Below are 26,200 nucleotides of genomic sequence, written 5' to 3' on the forward strand. Positions count from 1 at the left end.
ATGATGCGCCGAGCAGATCGCGGCGACGGCGTGCGCCACGGCCTTCTCCTCGGCCACGGGCCGGCGGCTGTAGCTCTTGGGGATGGGCTTGCCGTCGCCCTCTTCGTCGGCGACGTCTTCGGGCAGTTCCAGATGCACGGCACCGGGCCGCTCCTGCTCGGCCTGGCGAAACGCCTCGCGCACGAGCGCCGGAATATTGCCGATGGAGACGATTTGTCGCGCGTACTTGGTGAGCGGCTCCATCATGCGCACCACGTCGACGATCTGGAAGTGGCCCTGCTTGCTCGACTTGATGGGCTTCTGGCCCGTGACCATCAGCATGGGCATGCCGCCGAGCTGCGCATAGGCCGCCGCGGTGACGAAGTTAGTGGCGCCGGGGCCAAGCGTGGAAAGGCATACGCCGGTGCGGCCCGTGAGCCGCCCGTAGGTGGCGGCCATGAAGCCCGCGGCCTGCTCGTGGCGCGTGACGATCAGACGAATTTTCGAGCGCCGCAGCGATTCGAGCAGATCGAGGTTTTCCTCCCCCGGAATACCGAACACATACTCGACGCCTTCGGCTTCGAGCGCCCTCACGAACAGATCCGATGCTTTCATCGACCACCTCGCTGGCAGGAGCATGGCCGGCGGCGCGTGCGGCTGCCGGCTTTCGCGTATTCACGTAGGCCGACAGGTTACTCCGGCATGGCGGAACGCGTCGTCAAGCGTACGCGAAGCTCTAGCGCATGATGGTCGCGCAGCCGGAGAGCACCGGTTTCGGGCTCGCGTCCGACATGGTGTCGTAGAGGTCCGCGCCGGGGCCCTTGGTCCACCAGGTGTAGCGCTCGGCCACGTACCTCACGCCGGAAGCCGCGATCACGCCGACGAAGAGCAGCTTGCGGCCGTCCACGGGCACGAGCGCGAAGCTCTGGCCATTGGCCGCATTCAGATAGGTGACCTTGAAGGTCTTGCCGTCGGCGCAGGTGTAGCCGAAGGTGTGGCGCGTCTGCACCTGGATGTCGCGCACTTCCAGCGGGGCCGCGCTTGCCACGTTCGCTTGGAGTGCCGCGCCGAATCCGCACGCGAGCGCGAGCGCGGCACATGCGCGCGCGGTGCGCGATCCGGCTGCGCGGGCTGCGCCGGTCGCCCGAGTTGAAACAAGCCCAGAAACACCGCTTCGACCATCGATCATCGTGTTCTCCGTGTGTTGCGTCGGCCCCTCGCCCGATGCCGCCCAGGGCCGCAAGCTCACTTCGAAACGTCGCCCGGCACCGGACGCACCGCGGCTGCCGCCGCGCGAGCGCGCGAGCGGGCTTCGTCGGTGTCGGCGCCCGTGGCGAGCGCGACGCCCATGCGGCGCTTCACGAAGCTCTCGGGCTTGCCGAACAGACGCAGGTCCGCGCCCGGCACGGCCAGCGCCTCCTGCACCCCTTCGAACGCGATGCCGCGCGCGTCCATGCCGCCGTAGATCACCGCCGATGCGCCGGGTCCGCGCGCCGTCGTATCGACGGGCAGGCCGAGGATCGCGCGCGCGTGCAGCTCGAACTCGGAGAAGCGCTGCGAGGCGAGCGTCACGAGCCCCGTGTCGTGCGGACGCGGGCTCACTTCCGAGAACCACACTTCGTCGCCGCGCACGAACAGCTCGACGCCGAACAGGCCGCGCCCGCCGAGCGCCTCGGTCACCTTGTGCGAAATCTCGCGCGAGCGCTCGAGCGCCTTCGCGCTCATCGGCTGCGGCTGCCACGACTCGACATAGTCGCCGTCCACCTGCAGGTGGCCGATCGGGTCGCAGAAGTACGTCTGTACCTCGCCGCTCGCCGGATCGGTCGCGCGCACGGTGAGCTGCGTGATCTCGTAGTCGAAGTGGATGAAGCCTTCCACGATCACCCGCCCGCGATTCACGCGGCCGCCCGCGAGCGCGTATTGCCAGGCGCGCTCGACGTCGGCCTCGCTCCTCACGACCGACTGCCCCTTGCCCGAAGACGACATCACCGGCTTCACCACGCACGGGTAGCCGACCTTGGCGACGCCGGCCTTCAGCTCGTCGAGCGAATCGGCGAACGCATAGGGCGACGTGGCGAGGCCGAGCTCCTCGGCGGCGAGGCGCCGGATGCCCTCGCGGTTCATCGTGAGCTGCGCGGCGCGCGCGGTGGGGATCACCTCGGCGACGCCTTCGGCTTCGACGGCCGCGAGCGCGTCGGTGGCGATGGCCTCGATTTCGGGCACGACGAGATGCGGACGCTCGGCGTCGATGAGCGCGCGCAGCGCCTTGGGATCGGCCATGTCGATCACGTGCGCGCGATGCGCGACCTGATGGCCGGGCGCATTTTCGTAACGATCGACGGCGATCACCTCGACGCCGAGACGCTGCAGCGCGATGATCACTTCCTTGCCGAGCTCGCCCGCGCCGAGCAGCATGACACGGGTGGCGGAAGCCGAAAGCGGCGTGCCGATGCGGGGGCGGGTCTGCATGATGTCTCCAGAATGACGGTGTGGCTCGAATGCGTGAGAGCGCCGATGTTAACACGTGGCTTCACCGCTGCGAGACGCCATGCGGCGCCGGCGCACGCCCCTTTCATGAGCGGCGCGCGCGTTTACCCTCGCGTGGTGCAGCGCGGTGCGTTACGCTTACGCCTTCGTCGATTACGAGGACCGATGCGATGCGTATCAGCATGAACTTGCGCCTGAGCTTGCGCCCCGCCCGGCGCGTTTCTGCGCGACTGCTCGCCTCGCGCGCCGCGCCGCTCGCCGCAGCCTTGCTGGTTTGCGCGTGCAAGCTGCCCATCCACACGGACGCGTCGGCGCCGCTGCCCGATCCGTTCAACCCTGCCGCGACCCAGCTGCTCGACAACACGCACTGGCGGCTAGTGGAATGGAAGCGCGCCGACGGCACGCAGCGTGACGTGCCCGGCGCGAATGCGCTCGCCGCACCCGCTGGCACGGAAAACCCCGATGCGCACCCCATCACGCTCGACCTCTCGACCGAGAGCGGCCAGCGCCGTGCGAGCGGCTTCTCGGGCTGCAACCGTTTCTTCGGCGCGTACATCCTGAAAGACGGGCTGCTCTCGTTCGGCCAGCTTGGCAGCACACGCATGGCGTGCATTGGCGCGGGTGGCGAAATCGAGGGCGACTTTCTCGATGCGCTTTCGCATATCGCGCGCTCGGGCGTGCAGATGCGTCATCCAGAGGCGCTCTTGCTCATCCTCCAGAACGGCGACCGTCTGACGTTCGCCGAGCAAGCCGCGGCAGCAGGCTCGGCGCCGGGCGCCGCTTCCGACGCGAAGCCTGCGCAGTGAGCGTCGCACGCGCGACGAGCCGCGCCCTCGTCCGGCGCGGCTCTTTTTTTGCTGCGCGCGATCAAGGGCGCTGCGCGCAGTGTCTTTCTCGTGCCGCGCGCGCAACGCGCCTCGGGGCTCGCGCAACGCCGTGTCCAAGCCAATCGCGGCACGCGGCGGCCGAGCGGTTACACTCCACACGTCGCACACCTTCTATACGTTTATCTCTGGCATGCACACGGTAGTTCCTGGCTGGTTCGGCGCATCGGCCGTCTGGTTCATCCCTCTGATCTGGCGTCTCGTCAAGTCCGTGCTGCCGGGCGGCGCAGGCCTGCGCGGCCCCGGCACGATCCGGCTCTGGCTCGGCTTCATCGGCGTGCTCGTGGCGAGCTGCGTGCTCGAGGCGACGCTCATCGACATCGCCGGTTTCGACGCGTTCGGCCACGCGCTCTCGGGCGGGCTCGGCAAGCTCATCGGCCACGTGGCCACGCCGCTCGTGATGACGGCGCTCCTCCTTGTGAGCTTGCCGTGGCTGCTCGACTTCCATTGGCGCGAATTCCTCGCGTGGGCCGACGTCTCGCTCGGGCTCGGCCTGAACATCCGCGCCTCGCGCGAGCGCGACGACACCCCGCGGCGCGAAGGCCGCAACCGTCGCGCGGCAGCCGACGAAGGACTTCCCGCGCACAGCGCACCCACCCTCAATGCGTCGATGGCGGGCGATGGTGCGCGGCGCACGCGGCCGACCGTCTGGCGACCACCCGCGCGCGAGGGTATGAGTCTGCGTGAAGGTCGCGAGGGTGTGGGTGCCGTGGGTCCCGTCGGCGCCGCTGGTGCCATGGGTGCCGGGGCGGCGGGATCCGGCGCAGCGTCGGCCGCCGCGTCGGGCGCCGCATCAAGGCGTGCCGAACCGCGCTTCCGTGCTGCTGCCGAAGCCCCCTCGGCAGCATGGGCGCGCACCGAGCCCACCGCACCCGCGGACTGGCTGCGCGGTACGCGCGCGCCGCAGCCCACTCCGCCCGCGAGCGCGCCACGCGCGCAAATGGAGCCGTCGCGTGCGCCCATGCAACCAGGCGCGCCGCTAGGCGACACGCGCCGGCAAACCGCACGCGCGGTAAGCCCGGCGCCGGGCGCAGCGGGGGTATCGAGCGTATCGGGCGCACAGGGCATCCCTGCACAACCCAACGCGCCGTGGCGAGCGGAACCGGCCCACGCACGGCCGGCCACATCGGCCACATCGGCCACGTCAGCCACGTCAGCCACGTCAGCCATATCGCCCGCATCCAGCGCGATCGCGGGTGCGCGCGCGGCGTCGTCTGCGGTGCACGGCACGCCGCTCGCCGGTGCGGCTGCAGCAGCCGCGCGCGGTTTCGCATCCGCCAGTGCGGCGGCACCGCTCGATCCGCTGACGTCGCCATTCGCGCAGCCGGCCGCGCCGCGCCGCAATGCGCCGCCACCGCCCGCGGCAGGCAGCACGGCGGCCCGCGCGGCCGCCGCCGCGCCGCCGCGCGTCGCGAAGCCGCCGCGTCCGTACGTCTGGCAGGGTCAGCCCTCACGCGTGAATGCCCGCCCGCCCATGGCCGCGCCGCTCACCGACACGCAGCCCGCAACGCCTGCCTACTCGCGCCCCACGCCCACCAGCGCGGGGCAGCCCGAAGCGCCGCTCTCGACGAGCGTGCTGGAAACGCTGCGCTCGATCGAAGAGAACGCCGCGCGCTGGACGACGCTGGCGGGCGCAAGCCTCGCGCGCCGCAATCTCGACGAAGCCTCCCCGCTCATGAGCACGCAGGCAACGCACGCGAATGCGGTCGAACCCGCACAGCCGCGCGCGCAGTTCCCGACCGTGGCGCCGCGAATCTCGACGGCAACGTCCGCGTTGGAGCCTCAAGCCTCGTTTGCACCGGGCGCGCCGCCAGTGGCAACGCTCGCGTCAACTGCTGCGCCCACGCAGCAAGATGCCGAGGATGCCCCGGCGAACACGGATGTGCATTCGCTGCAGGAAAGTAGCGGCACGGCGCAGCCGGACGGGGCGCCGCCAGGCGCAACGTTTTCGGCATTCGTTGCTCCCTTGCCCGGCGTAACGCAAAACCCCGTGCAGCCGGAGACGCTATCGGCCGGGTACGACCCGGCAGTCTCCCTGGCTCCGTGGCAGCCGGTACGCCTGCCCGTGGAACGGGCATTCATCGGCGGCGATGCGAACGGCGCCTCACTCGAAGCGCCGCAAGTCACCCCGCCGGTATCGATGCCGGCCGAGCCTGAGCAGAGCGCGGCTCACGAGATCGCGGCGCCTTCGCCGTGGCCCACGCTCGATCACGGCATGCCGTGGATGCTGCTCGACGACGAGCCGTCGAGCGTCCCTGCGGCAGGAACGCACGCCGCAGAGCCCTTCAACACCTTCACGCCGACTCCGGCGCAGATCGACGCATTGACGCATGCGGCGCCGATCCAGGCATTGACGCATACGGCGCCGATCCAGGCATCGACGCATGCGGCGCCGCTCGCGACGCCGCAGCCCACAGCAACGCAGACGCCGGCTGTCGATACCGCGTCGGCAACGCAGCCGGACACACTGCATGCCGTGCCCGAGGCGATGGCCTTGTCGAATGTCGTGCATTTTCCGCGTCTCGTGCGCGAGGTTCACGCTGACGCCGGCGAAGATCTCGCCACACTCGCTGTGCCGATCGCCGCTCGAACACCTGGCGTGGAGACAGGCACCGATGCTGCCGATAACGCATCCACGGCAGATCTCGATGAATCGGCGTCGGTCGAATCCGCTTATGGCACCTATGGCGGTACGTTCGAATCGTCCGCGCGCGCGATACCGGTTCACGTGACGACCACGGTCGCTCATTCGCTTGCCCCCACCGCCGTCGAAGACGCGCCTTCGACCGCGCAGGACCAGGCCGCGAGCGCTGCAGTGGCACCGCGCGCGCCCGCTTTCGGCGCTACGACTGAGTCGTTCGCTCCCGAAGCGCGTCGCGACGCAACTCGCGTCAGCACGCCCCTTGCGCCTTTCGATCACGCGCACGTGCACTTAAGCGCACCTGGTGAGATCACGCCAGTTGCTCCTGAACCGCAAACGCACACGCCGGTTTTCAGCGCCGCGCCAGTGGCGTTCGCTCCCGCGACGCGTAGTGAAGCTGCGCAAGCGCCTTTCGATCAGGCACAGGTGGTTGCGAGCGCAGCGGCAGTTGCCGAACCTGAAGCACAGGCACCCGCATTCGACGCTCCCGCCATGCATGCCGCGCCAGCGCCACGCATCGAGCCGTCCAGCAGCGCCACACCTGGCGCGCGGTTCGCTTCGAGCGATGCCGCCGCGCCGGTTGTTGAGCCCGTTGTTGAGCCCGTTGTTGAGCCGATTGTTGAGCCGATCGTTGAGCCCGTTGTTGAGCCGATTGATGAGCCGATTGTTGCGCCGCTTGTCGCACCGGTTGCCGTGCCTGTCGTCGCACCTGTCATAGCGTCCGTTCCCGTGCCGGTTCCCGCGCCCTCGCACAACGCTGCCATGCCGTCACTCATCGCGCCTGCCGCACCGCAGCCCCCTGCGCCCGCCGCAACGCCACCATGGATAGCCGAGCCGCAACCGGAAAGTCGCGTGCCCTCAGAGACCGCGTTCGCGGCCATTCCCACGCCGCTCCCGGCCCCCGCGGCGCCCTACCCCGCCATCGCGAGCGAGCCCGCCGCTGCGAGCCCCGACGTCGAGCGCGCGCCCGAGCCGGCCGATGCCCCCGAGCCTCCCGTTCAGCGCACCTTCGTGCGCGGCCACGCGCCCACGACCTTCGTGTTCGAGCCGCTCAGCGCGTCGGCGGTGGAGTTGCCGGGCCTCGAACTGCTCGAGCGCGCCTCGTCCGAAATCGAGCCCATTTCCGAGCAGAAGCTCGCCGAAACGAGCCAGCTCATCGAGCAGCGCCTCCAGGAATTCAAGGTACCCGTGACCGTGGTCGGCGCCTCGGCGGGTCCGGTCATCACGCGTTTCGAAGTGGAACCCGCGCTCGGCGTGCGCGGCAGCCAGATCGTCGGGCTCATGAAGGATCTGTCACGCGGCCTCGGGCTCACGTCGATCCGCGTGGTCGAAACGATTCCCGGCAAGACCTGCATGGGCCTCGAACTACCGAACGCGCGCCGCCAGATGATCCGCCTGTCAGAGATCCTCGAATCGGCGCAGTACCAGCGCTCGCAGTCGAAGCTCACGATCGCGATGGGCAAGGACATCGTCGGCCATCCGATCGTCACGGATCTCGCGAAGGCGCCGCACATGCTCGTCGCGGGCACGACCGGCTCCGGCAAGTCGGTAGCGATCAACGCGATGATCCTCTCGCTGCTCTTCAAGTCCACGCCCGAGGACGTGCGGCTCATCATGATCGACCCGAAGATGCTCGAGCTCTCGGTCTACGAGGGCATCCCGCATCTGCTCGCGCCCGTGGTCACCGACATGAAGCTCGCCGCCAACGCGCTCAACTGGTGCGTGGGCGAAATGGAGAAGCGCTACCGCCTGATGTCGGCGGTGGGGGTGCGCAATCTCGCGGGCTTCAACCAGAAGATCCGCGACGCCGAGGCGCAGGAGAGGAAGATCGGCAATCCGTTCTCGCTCACGCCCGAGGCGCCCGAGCCGCTCTCGCCGCTGCCGATGATCGTGGTCGTGATCGACGAGCTCGCCGACCTCATGATGGTCGCGGGCAAGAAGATCGAAGAGCTGATCGCACGCCTCGCGCAAAAGGCGCGCGCCGCCGGCATCCACCTGATTCTCGCGACGCAGCGTCCTTCGGTGGACGTCATCACGGGCCTCATCAAGGCGAATATTCCGACGCGCGTGGCGTTCCAGGTCTCATCGAAGATCGACTCGCGCACGATCCTCGATCAGATGGGCGCCGAGTCGCTGCTCGGCCAGGGCGACATGCTGTTCCTGCCGCCCGGCACCGGCTACCCGCAGCGCGTGCACGGCGCGTTCGTCGCCGACGAGGAAGTGCACGCCGTGGTCGAGTACCTGAAGCAGTTCGGCGAGCCCGAGTATGTCGAGGGCATTCTCGACGGTCCGGCCTCCGAAGGCGCGCCGCAGGACCTGTTCGGCGATTCGCCCGAAGCCGAAGCCGATCCGCTCTACGACGAAGCCGTGGCGTTCGTCGTGCGCACGCGGCGCGCGTCGATCTCCTCGGTGCAGCGGCAGTTACGCATCGGCTACAACCGGGCCGCGCGCCTCGTCGAGCAGATGGAAGCGGCGGGCCTCGTCTCGCCGATGGGCATCAACGGCAGCCGCGAAGTGCTCGTGCCCGGCGGCGCGGGCGAATGAGGCAGGCGCGGCCCGCGCCGCGCCCTCCTTCGATCTGGCCGGCGCGTTCAGGCGCTGCGCCCGAGGCGCGCGCTGCGCGTCGCCCAGCGCATCAAAACTGGTAGCGCGCCCAGAAGAACCCCACGGCTCCCTTGTTCGCGCCACCCGGAAGCGGCGGAATGAGCGTGCCCATTACCGAAGCGCGCCGGTAGCGCAGCGAGGCCACCGGCAGCACGAGCGGAATCGGCACGTAATGCGCGATGTCGGCGCGCATCGTCACGCCCGCGAAATAGCCGCCGCCCAGCGAGAGGCCGCCCAGCACCGGCTTCGTGTACCACTGGCGCGCCCAGCCGCCGATCGGCTCGGGGCTGTCGTGCGAGTCGAGGAAGACCATGGCGAACAGGACGTCGTCGTTGCCGTTTTCGTCGGTGTAGTGCTTGCCCACGCCGCCGCCCCACGATTTGGCGTTGAGCGCATGAAGCTCCTCTTCCGTATAGCCGTTGATGTGCCAGCCATAGCCGGTCAGATACAGATCCCAGTTGCCGTCGTCCCACACGCGCGTCACGCGCCCACATACGCCCTGCAACCAGGTGCTGGAGAAGTCGCACGCGGCACGCGCCTGCAAAGGCGCGCCCAGAAACACGAAGAGGACGAGGGCCGCCCCGCACAGCGGCTGGCCCAGCACGCAAAGCGCGCGTCGTACGCGGATCATGAGCCCTCACGCGGATCATTGCGCGGGCCGGCCGTCGGGCTTCAACATCGGGCTTGGAAGCCGCGCCGGTCCGCTATTTCACGTCATTCACTTCCTCGCACGTGGCGGCTGCTTCGCCGAACTTCACGCCCAACCTTTGCCTCACGGCGCGACGAACTTGAAGTCGACCGGCGAACCGATGTCGAGGCGCTTCGGATTCGGCTCGAGCAGGCCCGTCTGCTGATCGCGGCGGAACACGTAGGCCGTGTCGCTGTTCTGGTTGCCGACGATGAGCCACTGGCCCGTCGGATCGATCGCGAATTCGCGCGGCGACTTGCCGAGGCTCGACTGGCGCCCCACACGCCTGAGCTTGCCGGAGCCGGCATCGACGGCGAAGATCGAAATGTCGTTGGCGTCGCCGCGATTCGAGACGTAGAGGAACTTGCCGTCCGGCGAAAGATGCAGCGCCGCCGCGCCCTGGGTCCCCTTGAAGCCCGGTTCCGCGAGCTTCTCGACCTGCTCCAGCGTGAGATGGCCGTCGCGATAGCCGAACACGCTGACCGTGGCCGCGAGTTCGCTCGTGAGATACGCATGGCGGCCGTCGTTGCCGAAAATCAGATGACGCGGGCCGCTGCCTGACTTCACATCGGCATAGCGCCACTCGGTCGGGCTCACGAGGCCGCGGCTGCCGTCCGGCGTGTAGAGGTAAGTCCAGAGCTTGTCGGTGCCGAGATCCTGGGTGAACAGATAGTGGCCATCGGGCGAGAACACGGTCGAGTGCACGTGCGCGTTGTCCTGGCGCCCCTTCACGGGACCGCCGCCCTCGTGATGCACGGTGAGCACGGCCTCGCCGAGCTTGCCGTCCTGCTGCACGGGCAGCACGGAGAAGCTGCCGCCCGGGTCGGCGGCGACGGAGTAGTTGGCGACGAACAGATAGCGCCCATCGGGCGAAAGGCTCAGGTAGCACGGATCGTTGCCCTGCGCCGACACCTTGTTGAGAAACGTGAGCTGGCCGCTCGCGGCATCGAAGCCGAAGGCGCTCACGTCGCCGCGCAGGCTCGCGGGGCCGTTATCGCCCGGCAACTCGTTGACCGCATAGACGAAGCGATTGTCCTTGCTCACCACGAAGTACGACGGATTCACCGTCTTCGCTACGCTCACCTGCTGCGCGTCGCCGGTCTTCGTGTCAAAGCGGTAGACGTAGAGGCCCTCGCTCTTGCCGCCCGTATAGGTGCCGACGATGAGATCGTAGACACCATCCGCGGGCGCGGCGGTGGAAGCAGACTGGGCGAACGCATGCGTCGCAGCGACAGAAGCCATGATGACGAAACCTTTGACGAGCTGGGTCAGGAGATGCGCGAGGCCACGCGCTGGCCGGCGTACACGGGCAGAACGCGCACGGGAGGACGCGGGCACGGCGTTTGCGCCGGTACAGCGAAGGAACATGTCGACCTCCTTTTTCTTGTCGGTGCGGCGAAGCGGATCGGCAACGCGCGACGGCGGCGCCCACGCTCGGCTCTCATCGCGAAGCCACGCGATACCGTCTGATGCATCGGGCCAGTATAAGAGAGGTTGTGCGCGCCCGCCCCGCACGCGCGCAGCCGCCTCGCGCAGGTACGGGACACGCCGGGAGCAACGGTCAAGCCCGGGGTTCGAGGCAACACAGGAAACGACGCAGGGAACAACACACCCGTGATCAACACCAGGAAGCCATCATGAACATTCACCTTGCCATCGGGCCGCTCGTCGCGCTCATCGCGGGCATTCTGATTCTCGCCGTGCCGCGCCTGCTCAACTACATCGTCGCGCTTTATCTGATCATTATCGGGATCATCGGACTATTCGGCACGGGCGGCCATCTCTGACGTTTGTTGACGTGGGCGCACAAGCGTTTTACGCGTGCTGCCGCGCAAAACGCGTTGCGCAGTGAGCCCCGCTGCCACTACTCTTGTGCGTGCACGCCGCGAAAACGCGGCTTCAAGGCTTACGCTTTCGAGCAACGCTGTCAAATTGCTTACCATGCCCGCACTCATCGAAGACTATGCATTGATCGGCGACGGCCACACGGCTGCGCTCGTGTCCCGCGACGGCTCCATCGACTGGCTCTGCTGGCCGCGTTTCGACTCCGGCGCCTGCTTCGCCGCACTGCTCGGCACGGAGGAGAATGGCCGCTGGCTCATCGCGCCCGCACAGCCCGAAAACGGTGCGCAAGTCGAGATCAAGACCACGCGGCGCTATCGCGGCGAAACGCTGATCCTCGAAACCGACTTCGAAACGCCCGAAGGCGCCGTCACGTTGATCGACTTCATGCCGCCAGGCAATGGCTGGTCGGAGCTCGTGCGCCTCGTGGTGGGCCGGCGCGGCACTGTGCGCATGGAGAGCCGGCTCGTGCTGCGCTTCGACTACGGCTTCTCGGTGCCGTGGGTCAGCCGCCTCACCTACGAGAGCGGCATCAAGGCCACGGTGGGCCCCGACACGGTCGTGCTGCGCACGCCAGTCGACCTCCAGGGCGAAAACATGCACACAGTCGCGCAGTTCGACGTGAAGGAAGGCGAGCGCGTGCCGTTCTCGCTCTCTTACGCGGCTTCGCATCGGCGGGTGCCACCGCCGCGCGATCCTTTCACGGCGCTCGCGCGCACCGAGAACTTCTGGACCGAGTGGGCCTCGCGCAGCACCGTGGAGGGCCGCTGGGCCGAGCCGATCCGGCGCTCGCTCATCACGCTCAAGGCGCTTGCGTATGAGCCCACGGGCGGCATCGTGGCCGCGCCCACCACGTCGCTGCCGGAGCAACTGGGCGGCACGCGCAACTGGGACTATCGCTACTGCTGGCTGCGCGACGCCACCATCACGCTGCTCGCGATGATGCGCTGCGGCTACTTCGACGAGGCGCGCGCCTGGCGGGCGTGGCTTGGACGCGTGATGGCGGGCTCGCCGTCGCAATTGCAGATCATGTATGGCCTTGCGGGCGAGCGCCGTCTGCCGGAGTTCGAGCTCGACTCGCTGCCGGGCTACGAAGGCGCGAAACCGGTGCGCGTGGGCAACAACGCCGTGGGCCAGTTGCAGCTCGACGTGTACGGCGAAGTCATGAACGCGCTGCACCTCGCGCGCGTGGGCGGCCTGCAGGCCGACGAAACCTCGTGGGCGATCCAGTGTGCGATGCTCGAGCACCTCGAGACGATCTGGACCCTGCCCGACGAAGGCATTTGGGAAACGCGCGGCGGCCGCCAGCATTTCACGTTCTCGAAGGTGATGGCATGGGTCGCGTTCGACCGCGCGGTGAGGTCGGCGGAAAAATTCTCGCTGCCCGGGCCGGTCGAGCACTGGCGCGAACTGCGCGCGCAGATCCACGCCACGATTTGCGAGCGCAGCTTCAACAAGGATCTGAATTCCTTTACGCAGATCTACGGCGGCACCGATCTCGACGCGAGCCTGCTCCTCATGCCTCTGGTCGGGTTCCTGCCGGCCGCGGACCCGCGCATCGCGGGCACGGTGGCGGCGATCGAGCGCGACCTCATGTGTGAAGGCTTCGTGATGCGCTACCGCACCACCGAATTCAACGACGGCCTGCCGCCCGGCGAAGGCACCTTCCTCGCGTGCAGCTTCTGGATGGTCGACAACCTCGCCCTGCAAGGCCGCATGGACGACGCGCGCCGCATGTACGAGCACCTGCTCTCGCTCGCCAACGACGTGGGCTTGCTCGCCGAGGAATATGACCCCATTGCGGGACGGCTCGTCGGCAATTTTCCGCAGGCGTTCTCGCACGTGGCGCTCGTGCATACGGGTCTGAACCTCATGCGCCACGAGCAGGAAATGGCGAAGGCAACGGGACATCCGTCAGCCGAGGGTGTCGCGGCGGAGGCTTCTGTTGCATCCACATCGTAATTGTTCGAAAGCGCCTGGACGTTTTCGCAAGCTGGGGTACACTAGAGTTGTTGCGTTGCACAACGACCGGGCGGAACAGACCGCCCGCGCCGTCGGGCGATGGGGCGCACCGGTGTGCTGCCCTGTAGGACGCCTGACAGCCAACTGTCAGGCGTCCTACAGGGCGACCCGTGCGCGCTAAAGCCCTCCCGGCGGCGGCCGATAAATAACCTGACCGACCAACCTTGCCGGCCCGCATCTGTTCCGCGCCTCATTCGCGCGCGACCCGGGTGCGAACCGCACCATGAAGATGCCGGAGCGCCCATGCTCTACCAAATCCGTGAATTCCAGCGCGCGCTGCTGAGCCCGCTGACCGCCTGGGCCCAGGCCGCCTCGAAATCGTTCTCGAATCCTTCGAGCCCGTTTTCGCTCGTGCCAGGAGCGCCCCGTCTCGCCGCAGGCTACGAACTGCTCTACCGTCTTGGCAAGGACTACGAGAAGCCCGAGTTCGACATCCGCCAAATCGTCAAGGACGGCTTCAACATTCCTATCGTCGAGCAGACCATCATCGAGAAGCCGTTCTGCCGCCTGCTGCGCTTCAAGCGCTACGCCGACGACAGCGGCGCCGTGGCAGCCCTCAAGGACGAGCCCTCCGTGCTCGTGTGCGCGCCGCTCTCGGGCCATCACTCCACGCTGTTGCGCGACACCGTGCGCACGCTGCTGCAGGACCACAAGGTGTACATCACCGACTGGATCGATGCGCGCATGGTGCCGCTCGAAGCTGGCGCGTTCCATCTCGACGACTACGTCGAGTACATCCAGGAATTCATCCGTCATATCGGCGCGAAGAACCTGCACGTGCTTTCCGTGTGCCAGCCCACGGTGCCCGTGCTCGCGGCCATCTCGCTCATGGCGAGCCGCGGCGAGGACACCCCGCTCACGATGACGATGATGGGCGGCCCGATCGACGCGCGCCGCAGCCCCACCGCCGTCAATTCGCTCGCCACCGAGCACTCGCTCGACTGGTTTGCGAACAACGTGATCCACACGGTGCCCGCCAACTATCCGGGCGAGGGGCGCGAGGTCTACCCGGGCTTCCTGCAGCACGCGGGCTTCGTCGCGATGAATCCCGGTCGCCACACAACCGCGCACTGGGACTTTTACAAGAGCCTGCTGCTCGGCGACGAAGAGGACGCCGAAGCACATCGCAAGTTCTACGACGAATACAACGCGGTGCTCGACATGGCCGCCGAATACTACCTGGAAACCATCCAGACCGTGTTCCAGGAGTTCCGGCTCGCGGAAGGCACGTGGGACGTGTCCGGCGAGCGCGTGCGCCCGCAGGACATTCGCGACACGGCGCTCTTCACGATCGAAGGCGAACTCGACGATATTTCCGGCGCCGGCCAGACGCGCGCCGCGCACGATCTGTGCACCGGCATACCCGAGGCGAACAAGCATCATCTGACTGCAGAAAAATGCGGCCACTACGGCATTTTCTCGGGCCGCCGCTGGCGCACGATCATCTATCCGCAACTGCGCGATTTCATCCGTGAGCATCAGCAGGCTGCGGGCCGCCCCAGCAAGCAGCCCTCTACCCGCGGCCGCTCGGCCGAGGGCGCCGTCGCCTGACGCTGTCGCTCGTTTGGCGCGCAACATGCGCGCACGCTCGCACCAAACACCGCGCGCCGTCTCTGAACGGCGCGCGGTGTTTGTGGAGCTCGCAACGCTCCCGCGTATCAGGTGAGCATCACTTGCGCATCAGGTACGCAAGCAGCATTTCCGTATTGAGCTGGATGACTTCGGCACGCTCGGCCGCCGAGCTGAAGTCGCGCCCGAGCGTTGCATTGAGCGTGAAGCGGTTCGAGACGATGTAGTAACCCATGCCCGAGAGCGTGACATAGAGCCGCAACGGATCGATGTTCGGGCGGAACAGTCCCGCAGACTCGCCGCGCGCAAGGATCGAGCCGAGCGTGGCCACGATAGGCGAGATCATCTCGCGAATGCGCGTGGACTTCTGCATGTAGCGCGCCTCGTGCAGGTTCTCGTTGTTCACGAGCCGCAGCAACTCGGGATGGTCGCGATAGTAGTCCCAGACGAAATGCGCGAGCCGCGTGATCGCTTCGACGGGGGCGAGCCCGGCGAGATCGAGCGCGCGCTCGGCTTCGTTGAGCGCGCCGAAGGCGTGCTCGAGCACCGCAGTGAAGAGTTGCTCCTTGCTACCGAAGTAGTAATAGAGCATGCGCTCGTTGGTTTCCGCGCGACGCGCGATCTGGTCGACGCGTGCGCCGAACAGGCCGCCATTGGCAAATTCTTCCGCCGCGGCGAGCAGAATGCGGCGGCGCGTGCCTTCAGGATCTCTTTTGATTTTTGGCTGATTCATGGTGGCAGGATCTCAGTAAGCCGCGTTGTCCGGTTTACGCTGCCGGGCCATACCTCGCCGGGCCTCTCCTAGCCCTGGTAGCGGCAGCGTTGTGCGGGGCGCGCCAGGTTAATGGACAGACACCCTCCGACCTACGGTCTTGCGTTCCCTCTATTGTTTGATGTCGTGCGTTGCCGACATTGTCTTAACCCCTGCATGCTTCTCGCGAGGCGCCTCGCCTGCCACGCTTTACGTCTATGGATTTCCCCTGGATTGCAAGGCGCTCCGCATTAAGCGCTTTGATTATGGCACATGGCCCGCCGATGGCAATGCGGGAAATCGGCGATAATGCAAGCTTTGGCGCCGTGCGTGCGCGCCCCCCGCGAGGCCCTGTGCACCCGAGGCCGCGCCGCCCGGCCCGCTCCAATGGGCCCGCCCTGATGGGCCAGCCCCGCTATCGCGACCGTGAACGATTCGAAAACTCTTGCAGATCGCATCGAAGATCTGCTGCCCCAAACCCAATGCACGAAGTGCGGTTATGACGGCTGCCGGCCCTATGCCGAAGCCGTCGCTGCCGGCACCGCCAACTACAACCAGTGCCCGCCCGGCGGCGAGGAAGGCGTCGCGCGCCTGGCGAAGCTGCTCGGCAAGCCCGTCATTCCGATCAATCCCGCCAACGGCGTGGAGCGTGCGCGCCCGGTGGCGTTCATCGACGAGCAACTGTGCATCGGCTGCACGCTGTGCATGCAGGCCTGTCCCGTCGACGCGATCGTCGGCGCGCCCAAGCAGATGCACACCATCGTCAAGGATCAATGCACGGGCTGCGACCTGTGCGTCGCGCCTTGCCCCGTCGACTGCATCGCGATGATTCCCGTGACGGGCGAAGCGACGGGCTGGGACGCATGGAGCCAGCAGCAGGCCGACGAAGCGCGCGTGCGCCACGACCGGCGTCTTGCACGGCAGGCCGCCGAGCGCAGCGCGGCCGAGGCGCGCGCCGCCGCACGCCGGGCCGCCGCGAGCACGCAGGCGCAGGCCGAGGCGCCTGGCGTCGCCGCCGCGCAAACGCCCGGCGCGCAGCCGGCAAGCGCGCCCGCCGACGAAGCTGAAGCGAAGAAGAAAGCGATCATCCAGGCGGCGCTCGAACGCGCGCGCCGCAAGAAGGCGGAGCTGGCCGAACAGGGCGTCGGCCCGCGCAACATCGAGCACGTGAGCGCCGACGTGCAGGCGCAAATCGACGCCGCCGAAGCGCGCCGCAAGCGGCTCGGCATCGGCGCGAACGCGCCGGACGACACAGCCGGCGAGCACGCAGCGCCCGACAACGGCAACGACGAATCCGCGCAATAGCGCGCCGCCTCCTGCTGCCACGGCCCCACGCACAACGAGCATGAACGCCACCAAGCGCCGCGCCATCTACGAAACGCTGCAAAGCCTCAATCCGCATCCCACCACCGAGCTGGAGTTCACCACGCCGTTCGAACTCCTGATCGCCGTGATGCTCTCCGCGCAGGCCACCGACGTTTCGGTGAACAAGGCGATGCGCAAGATGTTTCCAGTCGCCAATACGCCGCAAGCCCTGCTCGCGCTGGGCGCGGAAGGCGTTGCCGACTACATCAGGACGATCGGCCTCTACCACACCAAGGCGAAGAATGTCGTGGCGACCTGTCGCATCCTCGTCGAGCAGTACGGCGGCGAGGTGCCGCAAACGCGTGAGGCACTTGAAGCGTTGCCCGGCGTCGGGCGCAAGACCGCGAACGTCGTGCTCAATACGGCATTCGGCCAGCCGACCATTGCCGTCGACACGCATATCTTTCGGGTTGCGAACCGTACGGGGCTCGCACCCGGCAAGGACGTGCGCGCCGTCGAGTCCGCGCTCGAAAAATTCACGCCGCCCGAGTTTCGCCAGGACGCGCATCACTGGCTTATCCTGCATGGCCGCTATGTGTGCAAGGCGCGACGTCCCGAATGCTGGCATTGCGTGATCGAACCGCTGTGCGAATTCAAGCCGAAAACGCCGCCGCCAGAGCTCTGAGTGCGGCACGCCCAAGAGCGTAAAATCACTCGTTCGGACGCGCCCGCCATCCCCCACTTCATCGACAGAACCGACACAAGATGTTCAATCCCAGCCGCGACGAAGTCCGCCGCTTTTTCACCGAGACCTGGCGCAAGCAGCGCGCGGGCGAGATCCTCACGCCGCTCGAAGCCATCGCCGCCGACTGGATCATCGAGCATCCCGAATATCACGCCGAACTCGCCGATGCCGATACGGCCGCCGAGCAGGACTACTCGCCCGAGCGCGGCCAGAGCAATCCGTTCCTGCATCTGTCGATGCACCTCGCGATCAGCGAGCAACTCTCGATCGACCAGCCACCGGGCATTCGCGCCGCGCACGACCGTCTCGCAGCGCGCCTCGGCTCGACGCACGATGCGCAGCACGCGATCATGGAGTGCCTCGGCGAGACGATCTGGGAAGCGCAACGCACGAACACACCGCCCGACACCGACGCCTATCTCGCACGCATCGAGCGCCGCGCTTCGCGCGACTGAAGCGTTGCGCCCCTCATCTCCTCGTCGCACAGCAGCGAGACGGCACAAAAAACACCCCGCGCAACCTCGCTGAAAACGAGGTCCACGCGGGGTGTTTCGCATGATGCGGCACGCGCGATGCGTGCGGCCGCGACGCTTACTTTTTGTCGATCAGATCGCCCTTGAGCGATTCGATGTACGCGGCGAGATCCTTCATGTCGCTCTGCGAAAGACTCTGCACCTGCGCTTGCATGATCGGATTGTTGCGGCCGAGATGCGGGTTGCCGCTGCCCATCTGGTACTGCCGCAGCGCCCAGTAGATGTAGTCGGCGTGCTGGCCGGCGAGCTTCGGATATTCGGGGCTGACGGGTTTGTTCAGGCCCGGGCCGTGACAGGCCGCGCAGTTGTGGCTGTCGGCGAGCACCTTGCCGTTGGACGCGTCGGCCGCGTACGCGGGCTGGAGCGCGAGCGCCGCAGCGAACGCGAGCGTGGCGCCGGCGATGATGGTCGAACCGGCAAACGAGGGCACAGCCGTGTAGGGCTTGTTCATGGATTCTCCGCCGGTTATTTCTCAGGATTGTTCTTCGACGCGGCCGTTTGCGCAGCATAGTAGGCCGCGATGTCGGCGATGTCCTGTTCGGTGAGCGAAGCGGCGATCGCGTGCATCGTCTCGAAATGCCGGTCGCCCTTCTTGTAGCCGCGCAGCGCATTCATGATGTATTGCGCGTTCTGGCCGCCCAGGATGGGCACGTGATAGACCTCGGGATAGGCGGTGCGGTAGTCGGGAATACCATGACAGCCGATACACATCGCCACTTTGCCCTGCCCCGCCTTCGCGTCGCCCACGATGTCCGCCTGGGCCGTGACCGCGAAGCACGCCAGCGTTGTTATCGCACCGATGATGACGTGCCTGCCGACAATCTTTTTCATAGCATCCAACCTGGCTTGAGGGGATTCGAACGCCCGAACCGCAGGCCACGGCCTGCGCCGCATTACTGCTGTTTTACTTTTGGGGTCGCCGTGCAGGCCGAAAAAAATCGGTCCGAGTATACCGCGACGCCGCGCCGGCCGTCCACCGGCCGCCCCACGCCTGGCGGGCCTCGGCGGCCCCTGGGAAGCCCCTGCGGCGGCCATGCTGCGCCCGCCGCCGCTGCCTGCGCGCGTGTTTGCGGCGACGTGTCCGGAGGAACCCTGGCGCGCGCCGCAGCCCCGCCGCGCACTTGCGCGAGGGCCCGCTGTTCTGGCAACCCTGCGCCGGCTTTGACCCGACTTTGGCCTTACACCGCCACGACAGCGCCGCGAAACCGCCACGAAACCGCCACGGCATTGCCCCGACTTCGACCCGATTTCGACCCGACTTTGCCCCAAGCGGGCGGACCAAACCATACGCGAGGCGCCTCCGACGCAACACCCCATCTGACTTATACTGGGATTTTTTTCCCCAGCGAGCGGATTGACCATGCGCGGCACGCGTTTCGAAGGCTCATCGCAGTACGTCGCCACCGACGACCTCAAGCTCGCGGTCAACGCCGCGATCACGTTGAAGCGCCCTCTGCTCATCAAGGGCGAGCCGGGCACGGGCAAGACCATGCTGGCCGAAGAAGTCGCGGCGGCGTTGAACATGCCGCTCATGCAATGGCACATCAAGTCCACCACGAAGGCGCAGCAAGGGCTCTACGAGTACGACGCGGTCTCGCGCCTGCGCGACTCGCAATTGGGCGACGAGCGCGTGAAGGACATCGCCAACTACATCGTGAAGGGCGTGCTGTGGCAGGCATTTGAATCCGACGAGCAGAGCGTGCTGCTGATCGACGAAATCGACAAGGCCGACATCGAGTTCCCGAACGACCTGCTGCGCGAACTCGACCGCATGGAGTTCTACGTGTACGAGACGCGCGAGCTCATCAAGGCGAAGCAGCGTCCGCTCGTCATCATCACGTCGAACAACGAGAAGGAGCTGCCCGACGCCTTTTTGCGCCGCTGCTTCTTCCACTACATCAGCTTCCCCGATCCGGCCACGATGCAGCGCATCGTCGAGGTGCACTATCCGGGCATCCGCAAGGACCTGCTCAACGCGGCGCTCGAAAGCTTCTTCGAACTGCGCAACGTGGCGGGGCTGAAAAAGAAGCCGTCCACCTCGGAGCTGCTCGACTGGTTGAAGCTCCTGCTCGCCGAAGACGTTCCGCTCTCGGCGCTGCGCGCAGTCGATGGCGCGAAGTCGATGCCGCCGCTCGCGGGCGCGCTGCTCAAGAACGAGCAGGACATGACGCTCTTCGAGCGCCTCATCTACATGAACCGTCACAACCGCTAGCAACTGCTGATATCCGCTGATATCCGCCACGAGCACAGGCCACGCACGCGAAAAGCCGGAGACACCGCATGCTGATCGACTTCTTCTATACGCTGCGCGACGCGAAGCTGCCGGTTTCCGTGAAGGAGTACCTGACGCTCGTCGAAGCGCTCAAAGAGCGCGTGATCGCGCCCTCGCTCGACGACTTCTACTACCTCGCGCGCATGACGCTCGTTAAGGACGAGCAGTACTTCGACCGCTTCGACCAGGCGTTCGGCGCGTACTTCCGCGGCATCGAGACGAAGTCCGAACTCGCCTTCGAGCTTCCCGAAGACTGGCTCAAGAAGCGGCTCGAACGCGACTTCACGCCCGAGCAGCGCGCGCAGATCGAAGCCATGGGCGGGCTCGACAAGCTCATGGAGCGCCTCAAGGAGCTCTTCGAGGAGCAGAAGGAGCGCCACGAAGGCGGCAGTAAGTGGATCGGCACGGGGGGCACCTCGCCCTTCGGCAATGGCGGCTACAACCCTGAGGGCATCCGCATCGGCGGCGAAGGTGGCCAGCGCAGCGCCGTGAAGGTGTGGGACGCGCGCGCGTACCGCGACTACGACGACCAGGTCGAGATCGGCACGCGCAACATCAAGGTCGCATTGCGCCGCCTGCGCCGCTTCGCGCGCCAAGGCGCGGCCGAAGAACTCGATCTCCCGGGCACGATTCGCAGCACCGCCGCCAACGCTGGCTGGCTCGACCTCAAGATGGTGCCCGAGCGGCACAACAACGTGAAGGTGCTGATGCTGCTCGACGTGGGCGGCTCGATGGACGATCACATCAAGCGCACCGAGGAACTGTTCTCGGCGGCCAAGGCCGAGTTCAAGCACCTGGAGTTCTACTACTTCCACAACTGCGTCTACGACTACCTGTGGAAGAACAACCGGCGGCGCCACGCCGAGCGCACGCCCACGTGGGACCTGCTGCACAAGTTCACGCCCGACTACAAGCTGATCTTCGTCGGCGACGCCACCATGAGCCCGTATGAAGTGCTGCAACCGGGCGGCTCGGTCGAGTACAACAACCCCGAGGCGGGCGCCGTGTGGCTGCGGCGACTGGCCGACCAGTTCCCGCATTTCGCGTGGCTCAATCCCGAGCCCGAGCGGCTATGGGAATACCGACAGTCGGTGTCGATCATCCGCGAGATTCTCGGGCACCGCATGTATCCGCTCACCGTAGCAGGGCTCGAGACGGCCATGCGCGTGCTGAGCAAATAGGCACGAGCGCCAAGGCCCCGCACCTCCGAGGCGGCGCGCCACGATCGCGCGCCGCCTGGCCCCGTGTCGCACGCATGAACAACACACCAACAACGCATCAACAACGCATAACCAGGAGACCAGTAGCATGACCGCGCCCTCATCCCCCGACCTGCCGGCAACCTTCAGGCCGGGGCCGCTGCGACCCTTCGCCGATACGTCGGTCGCCACGGTCGTGGCTGGCTTCGTTGCAATGATGACGGGCTACACCAGTTCGCTCGTGCTGATGTTCCAGGCCGGCCAGGCCGCCCATCTCTCCGACGCGCAGATCTCCTCGTGGATCTGGGCGCTCTCCATCGGCATGGCCGTGACGACCATCGGATTGTCGCTGTGGTTCCGCGCGCCCATCGTGGTCGCGTGGTCCACGCCGGGCGCCGCGCTCCTCATCAGCTCGCTGCCGCACGTGCCGTATGCCGAGGCGATCGGCGCCTACATCGTGTGCGCGGTGCTGCTCACGGCCGTGGGCCTGACCGGCTGGTTCGACACGCTCATGAAGCGCATTCCCGGCGGCATCGCCGCGGCGCTGCTCGCGGGCATCCTGTTCGAGATCGGCATCGAGATCTTCCACGCGGCGCAGGTGCAAACGCCGCTCGTCCTCACGATGTTCTTCGGCTATCTGATCGTGAAGCGCTTCGTGCCCCGCTACGCGATCGTGGCGACGCTCGCGATCGGCATCGCCGCCGCCGCCGTGCTCGGGCTGCTCGACTTCAGCCATTTCCGCGTGGCCGTCGCCCAGCCCGTGTTCACGATGCCGGCGTTCTCGGTCCCCGCGATCGTGAGCATCGGCATCCCGCTCTTCGTCGTGGCGATGGCCTCGCAAAATGTGCCCGGCATCGCCGTGCTGCGCGCCGACGGCTACGACCACACGGTCGCGCCCTCCTCGCCGCTCATCGCCACGACCGGCCTCGCCTCGCTCGTGCTCGCGCCGTTCGGCTCGCACGGCGTGAACCTCGCGGCCATCACCGCGGCGATCTGCACCGGCCCGCACGCGCACGAAGACCGCACGAAGCGCTACATGGCGGCCGTGTGGTGCGGAGTCTTCTACCTGATCGCGGGCACCTTCGGCGCGACCATCGCGGCGCTGTTCGCGGCGTTCCCGAAGGCGCTCGTGGTCTCGATCGCGGCGCTCGCGCTGTTCGGCTCGATCATGAGCGGCCTCACCAACGCGATGCAGAACCCGAAGGAGCGCGAGGCCGCGCTCGTCACCTTCATGGTGACCGCCTCGGGACTCACGCTGCTTTCCATCGGCGCGGCGTTCTGGGGGCTCGTGGCGGGCGTCATCACCCAGTTCGTGCTGAACGCGCGGCGCGCGTGAGGCTGTCGCACACGGCGCCCAGCATGCCTCGAACGCAACGAAACGCAACGTCGCGCGTTTCCGCCATAGAATGACGAAGTCAGCTGCGCCCTCCGGCGCGGCGAAGCGCGCCGCATGGCTTCGCGCCCTCGTGCCCGGAACGCGCATTACACGCGTTCCGCGCGTTCTGCGCACAACGGGCACGACGCGTGCGAGCCAGCCGGCGTCCATACAGCGCCCTTTCGCGTTCCGCCCGGTGTGCCCGAGCCCCATCGCTCGCGCACACCGGCCGTTCAACTCTCACCGATGCAGGCGCACACGCGCCCACAAGGCCTGACATGACTACCGCACTCGATCAGCTCAAGCAGTACACCACCGTCGTCGCCGATACGGGCGACTTCCAGCAATTCGTGCAGTACAAGCCGCAGGACGCGACCACCAACCCCTCGCTGATCCTCAAGGCCGTTCAGAAGCCCGAGTACCGGCCGCTGCTCGAAAAAACCGTGCGCGATCACGCGAGCGAATCGCTCGAGTCGATCATCGACCATCTGCTGATCGCGTTCGGCACCGAAATCCTCAAGATCATTCCGGGCCGCGTTTCGACTGAAGTGGATGCGCGCCTGTCCTTCGACACGAAGAAGTCGATCGAGAAAGCGCACCACATCATCGACCTGTACAAGCAGGCCGGCATCGGGCGCGAACGGGTGCTGATCAAGCTCGCCTCCACGTGGGAAGGCATCCGCGCCGCCGAGGTGCTCCAGAAAGAGGGCATCCACTGCAACATGACGCTGCTGTTCTCGCTCGCGCAGGCCGTTGCGTGCGCGCAGGCGGGCGCGCAGCTCATTTCGCCGTTCGTGGGCCGCATCTATGACTGGTACAAAAAGGCCAAGGGGGCCGACTGGGACGAGGCGAAGGACGGCGGCGCGAACGACCCGGGCGTGCAGTCCGTGCGCCGCATCTACGCTTACTACAAGAAGTTCGGCTACAAGACCGAGGTGATGGGCGCGAGCTTCCGCAACACAAGCCAGATCGTCGAGCTGGCCGGGTGCGACCTGCTCACCATCAGCCCGGACCTGCTGCAGAAGCTCCACGACAGCACCGAAAAGGTCGAGCGCAAGCTCTCGCCGGAGGCGTTCAAGGACGAGCAAATCGAGCGCGTGGCCGTGGACGAGCCGTCGTTCCGCTTCCAGCTGAACGAAGAGGCCATGGCGACCGAGAAGCTCGCGGAAGGCATCCGCGCCTTCGCCGCCGACGCGATCAAGCTCGAAAAGATGATCGAGGAACTGCGCTAACGCTTCTGGAGCGCATTACTGAGGCGCGCTCACTGACAGCGTGCTGACAGGTAGCTGGCAGCACACTGCCGAGCGCGCGCTTTCGATCCCCAACGGGCGACGCATCATGCGTCGCCCGTTTGCATTCGCGGGTCATCCAGCGGCCCGTGGGTCCTTCTCGCGAGCCCCCGCGCCCTGCCGCAGCTTCCATCTCCTCGCCTGTATCGAGCCTGAAGGGGGCTTGCGCGCGCAACGCACATTCCCGTTCACGCCCTCGCAAACCCTGGCGACAGATCGCTCGGTCACGCCCACTCGCGCGCCTAGAATCAGGGCAGCGGCGCAGCTCGCCGCACTTATCCGGCTCCGCGCCAGCTATTGCGCGCCGAAGGGGCCGCCCAACGTCCAGTCCGCAAGGAAACCGACGATGCAAATCCAGCCCTATCTCTTCTACCCCGGAAATTGCGACGAGGCGATCGCGTTCTATCGCGACGCGCTCGGCGCGCAGGAACTGTTCAAGATGCGCTTCAAGGATGCGCCGCCCGATCCGCAGCGCCCCATGCCGCCGGAATTCGCCGAAAAGGTCATGCACGCGACGCTCCAGATCGGCGATGCGCAGTTCATGTTGTCCGACGGCGGCTGCATGACCCAGAACGACAAGTTCCTCGGCTTCAGCGTTTCGCTGGGTGCGCCCGACGCCGCCACGGCCGAGCGCTACTTCAACGCGCTAGCCAAGGATGGCAAGGTCACGATGCCGTTCCAGAAGACATTCTGGTCGCCCGGCTTCGGCATGCTGAGCGACAAGTTCGGCGTACCGTGGATGGTCACGGCGCCCCCGCTGCAACAACCGGCCGCCTGAGAGCCGGGCCGCGCCACCTTCGGAACATCGGCCCAGGCGCCTCGCGAGGCGCGCCGCGGCTCACACCATGCGGTGCGTCGAGGCGCGCTCGATGTTCCAGCGCGGCTCGGTTTCGAGGAGCAGCGCGCGCAGGTGCGCCACCTGCTCCTCCACGCGCAGGCTGAGCCAGTACGGCCCCTGCATCTGCGGCGCAAGCGGGCCCACCGCCGCCTCGGCCTGCGCGGCGACATTCATGCCCGTTTCGCCTGTTTCGCTGCCCTGCGCGAGCGAGGCCGGCATGCGCAGCGCCTGCGCGGCCGCCTCGGGATGCCGGCCGCCGCCAAAACGCAGCGCACGCGCGGCGGCGAGCAGCGCGCCGCGCACCCGCTCGCCGCGCTGCGCGAAGGCCTCGCGCACGAGCGCCTGCTCGCAGGTGCCCGTACTCGTCGAGAGCATTTCGAGCGCGCTCAGGATCGAGCGATGAATGCGCTGCACCTGCTCGAGCCGCGCCTGCGGCACGTCGATCTCCTTGGCCACCGAAGGCATCAAGGCACGCAACTGCACGAGCCGCGCGTTCAGGCGCATGAAGGTCTGCACCTGTTCATCGGGGTCGACGTGCACGCCGTTGGCCACCTGCGCGTAGACGCCGGCGCATTCGCGCAGATTGTCGGCGAGGAGGTAGCGCCACGAATACGTGGCATGCAGCGGCAAGGCAAACGAGAACACGAGCGCGATGACGATGCCGATCATCACGTTGAGCGTGCGCCAGAGGCCCGTGTCGATGAGGTTGTCGCCGTGGCCCGCGACGATGCACATGGTGATGGCCGCGAGCAGTGCCACGTAGCCCGGTTTGCCGATCGCGTAGTAGCCGCACACGGCGGCGACGACCGACATCAGCGTATAGGTGAGCGCCACCGAGCCGCTCACGGCCTGCACGACAATGAGCACGAGCCCGATGACGGCGCCGAGCAGCGTGCCGAGCGCACGCTCGGCGGCTTTCTTGCGGATGTTGCCTTGATGCTGCAGCCCGCCGATCACGACGAGCAGCGTGACAGAGGCCCAGATGCCATGTGGAATGTCGATGCCCGAGGTCGCGAGGATGGAGGCGAGCATCGCGAGACCCACGCGCACGCTGTGAATGACCTTGGCGTTTCGGTAGCGATAGTACGGCGAGGCCAGCGCGCGCCACATGCGCGCGAGCCGCGAACGGCTTCGTGGGGCGCCCTGGCGGCCAGCGCCGCCGTCGGCGAGCGTGCCG

Annotated in this window: 22 protein-coding genes; 13 read left to right on the forward strand and 9 right to left on the reverse strand. The window is 67.0% G+C overall.

Annotation, left to right across the window (positions count from 1 at the left end; translation table 11 throughout):
* The 3 genes from VMJ11_RS06925 to purT form a co-directional block, all read right to left on the reverse strand.
* Positions 1 to 594 (reverse strand): thiamine pyrophosphate-binding protein (locus tag VMJ11_RS06925; RefSeq protein ID WP_325618271.1); only part of this gene is annotated, 594 nt, incomplete at its 3' end.
* Positions 595 to 715: 121 nt separating this feature from the next.
* Positions 716 to 1,027 carry an MliC family protein gene (locus VMJ11_RS06930; protein WP_325618273.1) on the reverse strand — a complete coding sequence of 104 codons (312 nt, stop codon included), beginning with the start codon at positions 1,025 to 1,027 and terminating at the stop codon, positions 716 to 718.
* Positions 1,028 to 1,224: 197 nt separating this feature from the next.
* A complete protein-coding gene (purT, locus tag VMJ11_RS06935; protein ID WP_325618275.1) occupies positions 1,225 to 2,448 on the reverse strand; it encodes a formate-dependent phosphoribosylglycinamide formyltransferase in 1,224 nt (407 codons plus the stop codon).
* Positions 2,449 to 2,636: 188 nt separating this feature from the next.
* On the opposite strand from purT, the gene VMJ11_RS06940 reads away from it, so the two are divergent.
* Together VMJ11_RS06940 and VMJ11_RS06945 are read left to right on the forward strand one after the other, a co-directional pair.
* On the forward strand, positions 2,637 to 3,272 hold the full coding sequence (locus tag VMJ11_RS06940) for an META domain-containing protein (protein ID WP_325618277.1): 636 nt from the start codon (positions 2,637 to 2,639) through the stop codon (positions 3,270 to 3,272).
* A 211-nt stretch (positions 3,273 to 3,483) separates the two neighbouring features.
* Positions 3,484 to 8,535 carry a DNA translocase FtsK gene (locus VMJ11_RS06945; protein WP_325618279.1) on the forward strand — a complete coding sequence of 1,684 codons (5,052 nt, stop codon included), beginning with the start codon at positions 3,484 to 3,486 and terminating at the stop codon, positions 8,533 to 8,535.
* A gap of 91 nt (positions 8,536 to 8,626) precedes the next feature.
* Here VMJ11_RS06945 and VMJ11_RS06950 read toward each other — a convergent pair whose 3' ends face one another.
* Together VMJ11_RS06950 and VMJ11_RS06955 are read right to left on the reverse strand one after the other, a co-directional pair.
* A complete protein-coding gene (locus VMJ11_RS06950; RefSeq protein WP_325618281.1) occupies positions 8,627 to 9,226 on the reverse strand; it encodes an antimicrobial peptide resistance and lipid A acylation PagP in 600 nt (199 codons plus the stop codon).
* Between the two features lie 141 nt (positions 9,227 to 9,367).
* The gene (locus VMJ11_RS06955; protein ID WP_325618283.1) at positions 9,368 to 10,525 is read right to left on the reverse strand and encodes a lactonase family protein; all 1,158 of its coding nucleotides are present in this window, start codon (positions 10,523 to 10,525) and stop codon (positions 9,368 to 9,370) included.
* A gap of 395 nt (positions 10,526 to 10,920) precedes the next feature.
* On the opposite strand from VMJ11_RS06955, the gene VMJ11_RS06960 reads away from it, so the two are divergent.
* The 3 genes from VMJ11_RS06960 to VMJ11_RS06970 all read left to right on the forward strand — a co-directional run bounded on the left by VMJ11_RS06960 (position 10,921) and on the right by VMJ11_RS06970 (position 14,698).
* The gene (locus VMJ11_RS06960) at positions 10,921 to 11,070 is read left to right on the forward strand and encodes a DUF3096 domain-containing protein (RefSeq protein ID WP_325618285.1); all 150 of its coding nucleotides are present in this window, start codon (positions 10,921 to 10,923) and stop codon (positions 11,068 to 11,070) included.
* 154 nt (positions 11,071 to 11,224) lie between these two features.
* Positions 11,225 to 13,087 carry a glycoside hydrolase family 15 protein gene (locus VMJ11_RS06965; protein WP_325618287.1) on the forward strand — a complete coding sequence of 621 codons (1,863 nt, stop codon included), beginning with the start codon at positions 11,225 to 11,227 and terminating at the stop codon, positions 13,085 to 13,087.
* 303 nt (positions 13,088 to 13,390) lie between these two features.
* Positions 13,391 to 14,698, forward strand: a complete 1,308-nt coding sequence (locus VMJ11_RS06970) for a polyhydroxyalkanoate depolymerase (protein ID WP_414694319.1) — start codon at positions 13,391 to 13,393, stop codon at positions 14,696 to 14,698.
* A 118-nt stretch (positions 14,699 to 14,816) separates the two neighbouring features.
* Here the strand turns inward: VMJ11_RS06970 and VMJ11_RS06975 are convergent, their stop codons facing one another.
* Complete coding sequence (locus VMJ11_RS06975; protein ID WP_325618289.1) at positions 14,817 to 15,449, reverse strand: TetR family transcriptional regulator; 633 nt, start codon at positions 15,447 to 15,449, stop codon at positions 14,817 to 14,819.
* 444 nt (positions 15,450 to 15,893) lie between these two features.
* On the opposite strand from VMJ11_RS06975, the gene rsxB reads away from it, so the two are divergent.
* The 3 genes from rsxB (at position 15,894) to VMJ11_RS06990 (ending at position 17,972) form a co-directional block, all read left to right on the forward strand.
* Positions 15,894 to 16,772 (forward strand): electron transport complex subunit RsxB, encoded by an 879-nt coding sequence (gene rsxB, locus VMJ11_RS06980; protein ID WP_325618291.1) that lies wholly within the window; start codon positions 15,894 to 15,896, stop codon positions 16,770 to 16,772.
* Between the two features lie 40 nt (positions 16,773 to 16,812).
* A complete protein-coding gene (nth, locus tag VMJ11_RS06985; RefSeq protein ID WP_325618293.1) occupies positions 16,813 to 17,457 on the forward strand; it encodes an endonuclease III in 645 nt (214 codons plus the stop codon).
* A gap of 80 nt (positions 17,458 to 17,537) precedes the next feature.
* Positions 17,538 to 17,972, forward strand: coding sequence for a DUF1841 family protein (locus VMJ11_RS06990; RefSeq protein ID WP_325618295.1), 435 nt, complete (start codon positions 17,538 to 17,540; stop codon positions 17,970 to 17,972).
* A gap of 136 nt (positions 17,973 to 18,108) precedes the next feature.
* Here the strand turns inward: VMJ11_RS06990 and VMJ11_RS06995 are convergent, their stop codons facing one another.
* Both VMJ11_RS06995 and VMJ11_RS07000 read right to left on the reverse strand, forming a co-directional pair.
* Complete coding sequence (locus VMJ11_RS06995; RefSeq protein ID WP_325618297.1) at positions 18,109 to 18,501, reverse strand: cytochrome c; 393 nt, start codon at positions 18,499 to 18,501, stop codon at positions 18,109 to 18,111.
* Positions 18,502 to 18,515: 14 nt separating this feature from the next.
* Positions 18,516 to 18,881, reverse strand: a complete 366-nt coding sequence (locus VMJ11_RS07000) for a c-type cytochrome (RefSeq protein WP_325618299.1) — start codon at positions 18,879 to 18,881, stop codon at positions 18,516 to 18,518.
* Between the two features lie 529 nt (positions 18,882 to 19,410).
* On the opposite strand from VMJ11_RS07000, the gene VMJ11_RS07005 reads away from it, so the two are divergent.
* The 5 genes from VMJ11_RS07005 to VMJ11_RS07025 all read left to right on the forward strand — a co-directional run bounded on the left by VMJ11_RS07005 (position 19,411) and on the right by VMJ11_RS07025 (position 24,963).
* The gene (locus VMJ11_RS07005; RefSeq protein WP_325618301.1) at positions 19,411 to 20,262 is read left to right on the forward strand and encodes a MoxR family ATPase; all 852 of its coding nucleotides are present in this window, start codon (positions 19,411 to 19,413) and stop codon (positions 20,260 to 20,262) included.
* Between the two features lie 68 nt (positions 20,263 to 20,330).
* Positions 20,331 to 21,503, forward strand: coding sequence for a VWA domain-containing protein (locus tag VMJ11_RS07010; protein ID WP_325618303.1), 1,173 nt, complete (start codon positions 20,331 to 20,333; stop codon positions 21,501 to 21,503).
* A gap of 127 nt (positions 21,504 to 21,630) precedes the next feature.
* Complete coding sequence (locus tag VMJ11_RS07015; protein WP_325618305.1) at positions 21,631 to 22,857, forward strand: benzoate/H(+) symporter BenE family transporter; 1,227 nt, start codon at positions 21,631 to 21,633, stop codon at positions 22,855 to 22,857.
* Between the two features lie 317 nt (positions 22,858 to 23,174).
* Positions 23,175 to 24,128 (forward strand): transaldolase, encoded by a 954-nt coding sequence (tal, locus tag VMJ11_RS07020; protein ID WP_325618307.1) that lies wholly within the window; start codon positions 23,175 to 23,177, stop codon positions 24,126 to 24,128.
* Positions 24,129 to 24,531: 403 nt separating this feature from the next.
* A complete protein-coding gene (locus VMJ11_RS07025) occupies positions 24,532 to 24,963 on the forward strand; it encodes a VOC family protein (RefSeq protein WP_325618309.1) in 432 nt (143 codons plus the stop codon).
* Positions 24,964 to 25,023: 60 nt separating this feature from the next.
* Here VMJ11_RS07025 and VMJ11_RS07030 read toward each other — a convergent pair whose 3' ends face one another.
* Entirely contained in the window at positions 25,024 to 26,133 is a 1,110-nt protein-coding gene (locus VMJ11_RS07030; RefSeq protein WP_325618338.1) for an FUSC family protein, read from the reverse strand.
* Between the last annotated feature and the right edge of the window lie 67 nt (positions 26,134 to 26,200).

Source organism: Paraburkholderia sp. (assembly GCF_035501035.1).
Classification (GTDB): Bacteria; Pseudomonadota; Gammaproteobacteria; order Burkholderiales; family Burkholderiaceae; genus Paraburkholderia.

Bases quoted from the DNA above. Each gene is read 5' to 3' on its own strand.
- purT (WP_325618275.1), bottom strand. From the start codon at position 2,448: ATGCAGACCCGCCCCCGCATCGGCACGCCGCTTTCGGCTTCCGCCACC.
- VMJ11_RS06940 (WP_325618277.1), top strand. From the start codon at position 2,637: ATGCGTATCAGCATGAACTTGCGCCTGAGCTTGCGCCCCGCCCGGCGC.
- VMJ11_RS06945 (WP_325618279.1), top strand. From the start codon at position 3,484: ATGCACACGGTAGTTCCTGGCTGGTTCGGCGCATCGGCCGTCTGGTTC.
- VMJ11_RS06950 (WP_325618281.1), bottom strand. From the start codon at position 9,226: ATGATCCGCGTACGACGCGCGCTTTGCGTGCTGGGCCAGCCGCTGTGC.
- VMJ11_RS06955 (WP_325618283.1), bottom strand. From the start codon at position 10,525: ATGGCTTCTGTCGCTGCGACGCATGCGTTCGCCCAGTCTGCTTCCACC.
- VMJ11_RS06960 (WP_325618285.1), top strand. From the start codon at position 10,921: ATGAACATTCACCTTGCCATCGGGCCGCTCGTCGCGCTCATCGCGGGC.
- VMJ11_RS06965 (WP_325618287.1), top strand. From the start codon at position 11,225: ATGCCCGCACTCATCGAAGACTATGCATTGATCGGCGACGGCCACACG.
- VMJ11_RS06970 (WP_414694319.1), top strand. From the start codon at position 13,391: ATGCTCTACCAAATCCGTGAATTCCAGCGCGCGCTGCTGAGCCCGCTG.
- VMJ11_RS06975 (WP_325618289.1), bottom strand. From the start codon at position 15,449: ATGAATCAGCCAAAAATCAAAAGAGATCCTGAAGGCACGCGCCGCCGC.
- nth (WP_325618293.1), top strand. From the start codon at position 16,813: ATGAACGCCACCAAGCGCCGCGCCATCTACGAAACGCTGCAAAGCCTC.
- VMJ11_RS06990 (WP_325618295.1), top strand. From the start codon at position 17,538: ATGTTCAATCCCAGCCGCGACGAAGTCCGCCGCTTTTTCACCGAGACC.
- VMJ11_RS06995 (WP_325618297.1), bottom strand. From the start codon at position 18,501: ATGAACAAGCCCTACACGGCTGTGCCCTCGTTTGCCGGTTCGACCATC.
- VMJ11_RS07000 (WP_325618299.1), bottom strand. From the start codon at position 18,881: ATGAAAAAGATTGTCGGCAGGCACGTCATCATCGGTGCGATAACAACG.
- VMJ11_RS07005 (WP_325618301.1), top strand. From the start codon at position 19,411: ATGCGCGGCACGCGTTTCGAAGGCTCATCGCAGTACGTCGCCACCGAC.
- VMJ11_RS07010 (WP_325618303.1), top strand. From the start codon at position 20,331: ATGCTGATCGACTTCTTCTATACGCTGCGCGACGCGAAGCTGCCGGTT.
- VMJ11_RS07015 (WP_325618305.1), top strand. From the start codon at position 21,631: ATGACCGCGCCCTCATCCCCCGACCTGCCGGCAACCTTCAGGCCGGGG.
- tal (WP_325618307.1), top strand. From the start codon at position 23,175: ATGACTACCGCACTCGATCAGCTCAAGCAGTACACCACCGTCGTCGCC.
- VMJ11_RS07025 (WP_325618309.1), top strand. From the start codon at position 24,532: ATGCAAATCCAGCCCTATCTCTTCTACCCCGGAAATTGCGACGAGGCG.
- VMJ11_RS07030 (WP_325618338.1), bottom strand. From the start codon at position 26,133: ATGTGGCGCGCGCTGGCCTCGCCGTACTATCGCTACCGAAACGCCAAG.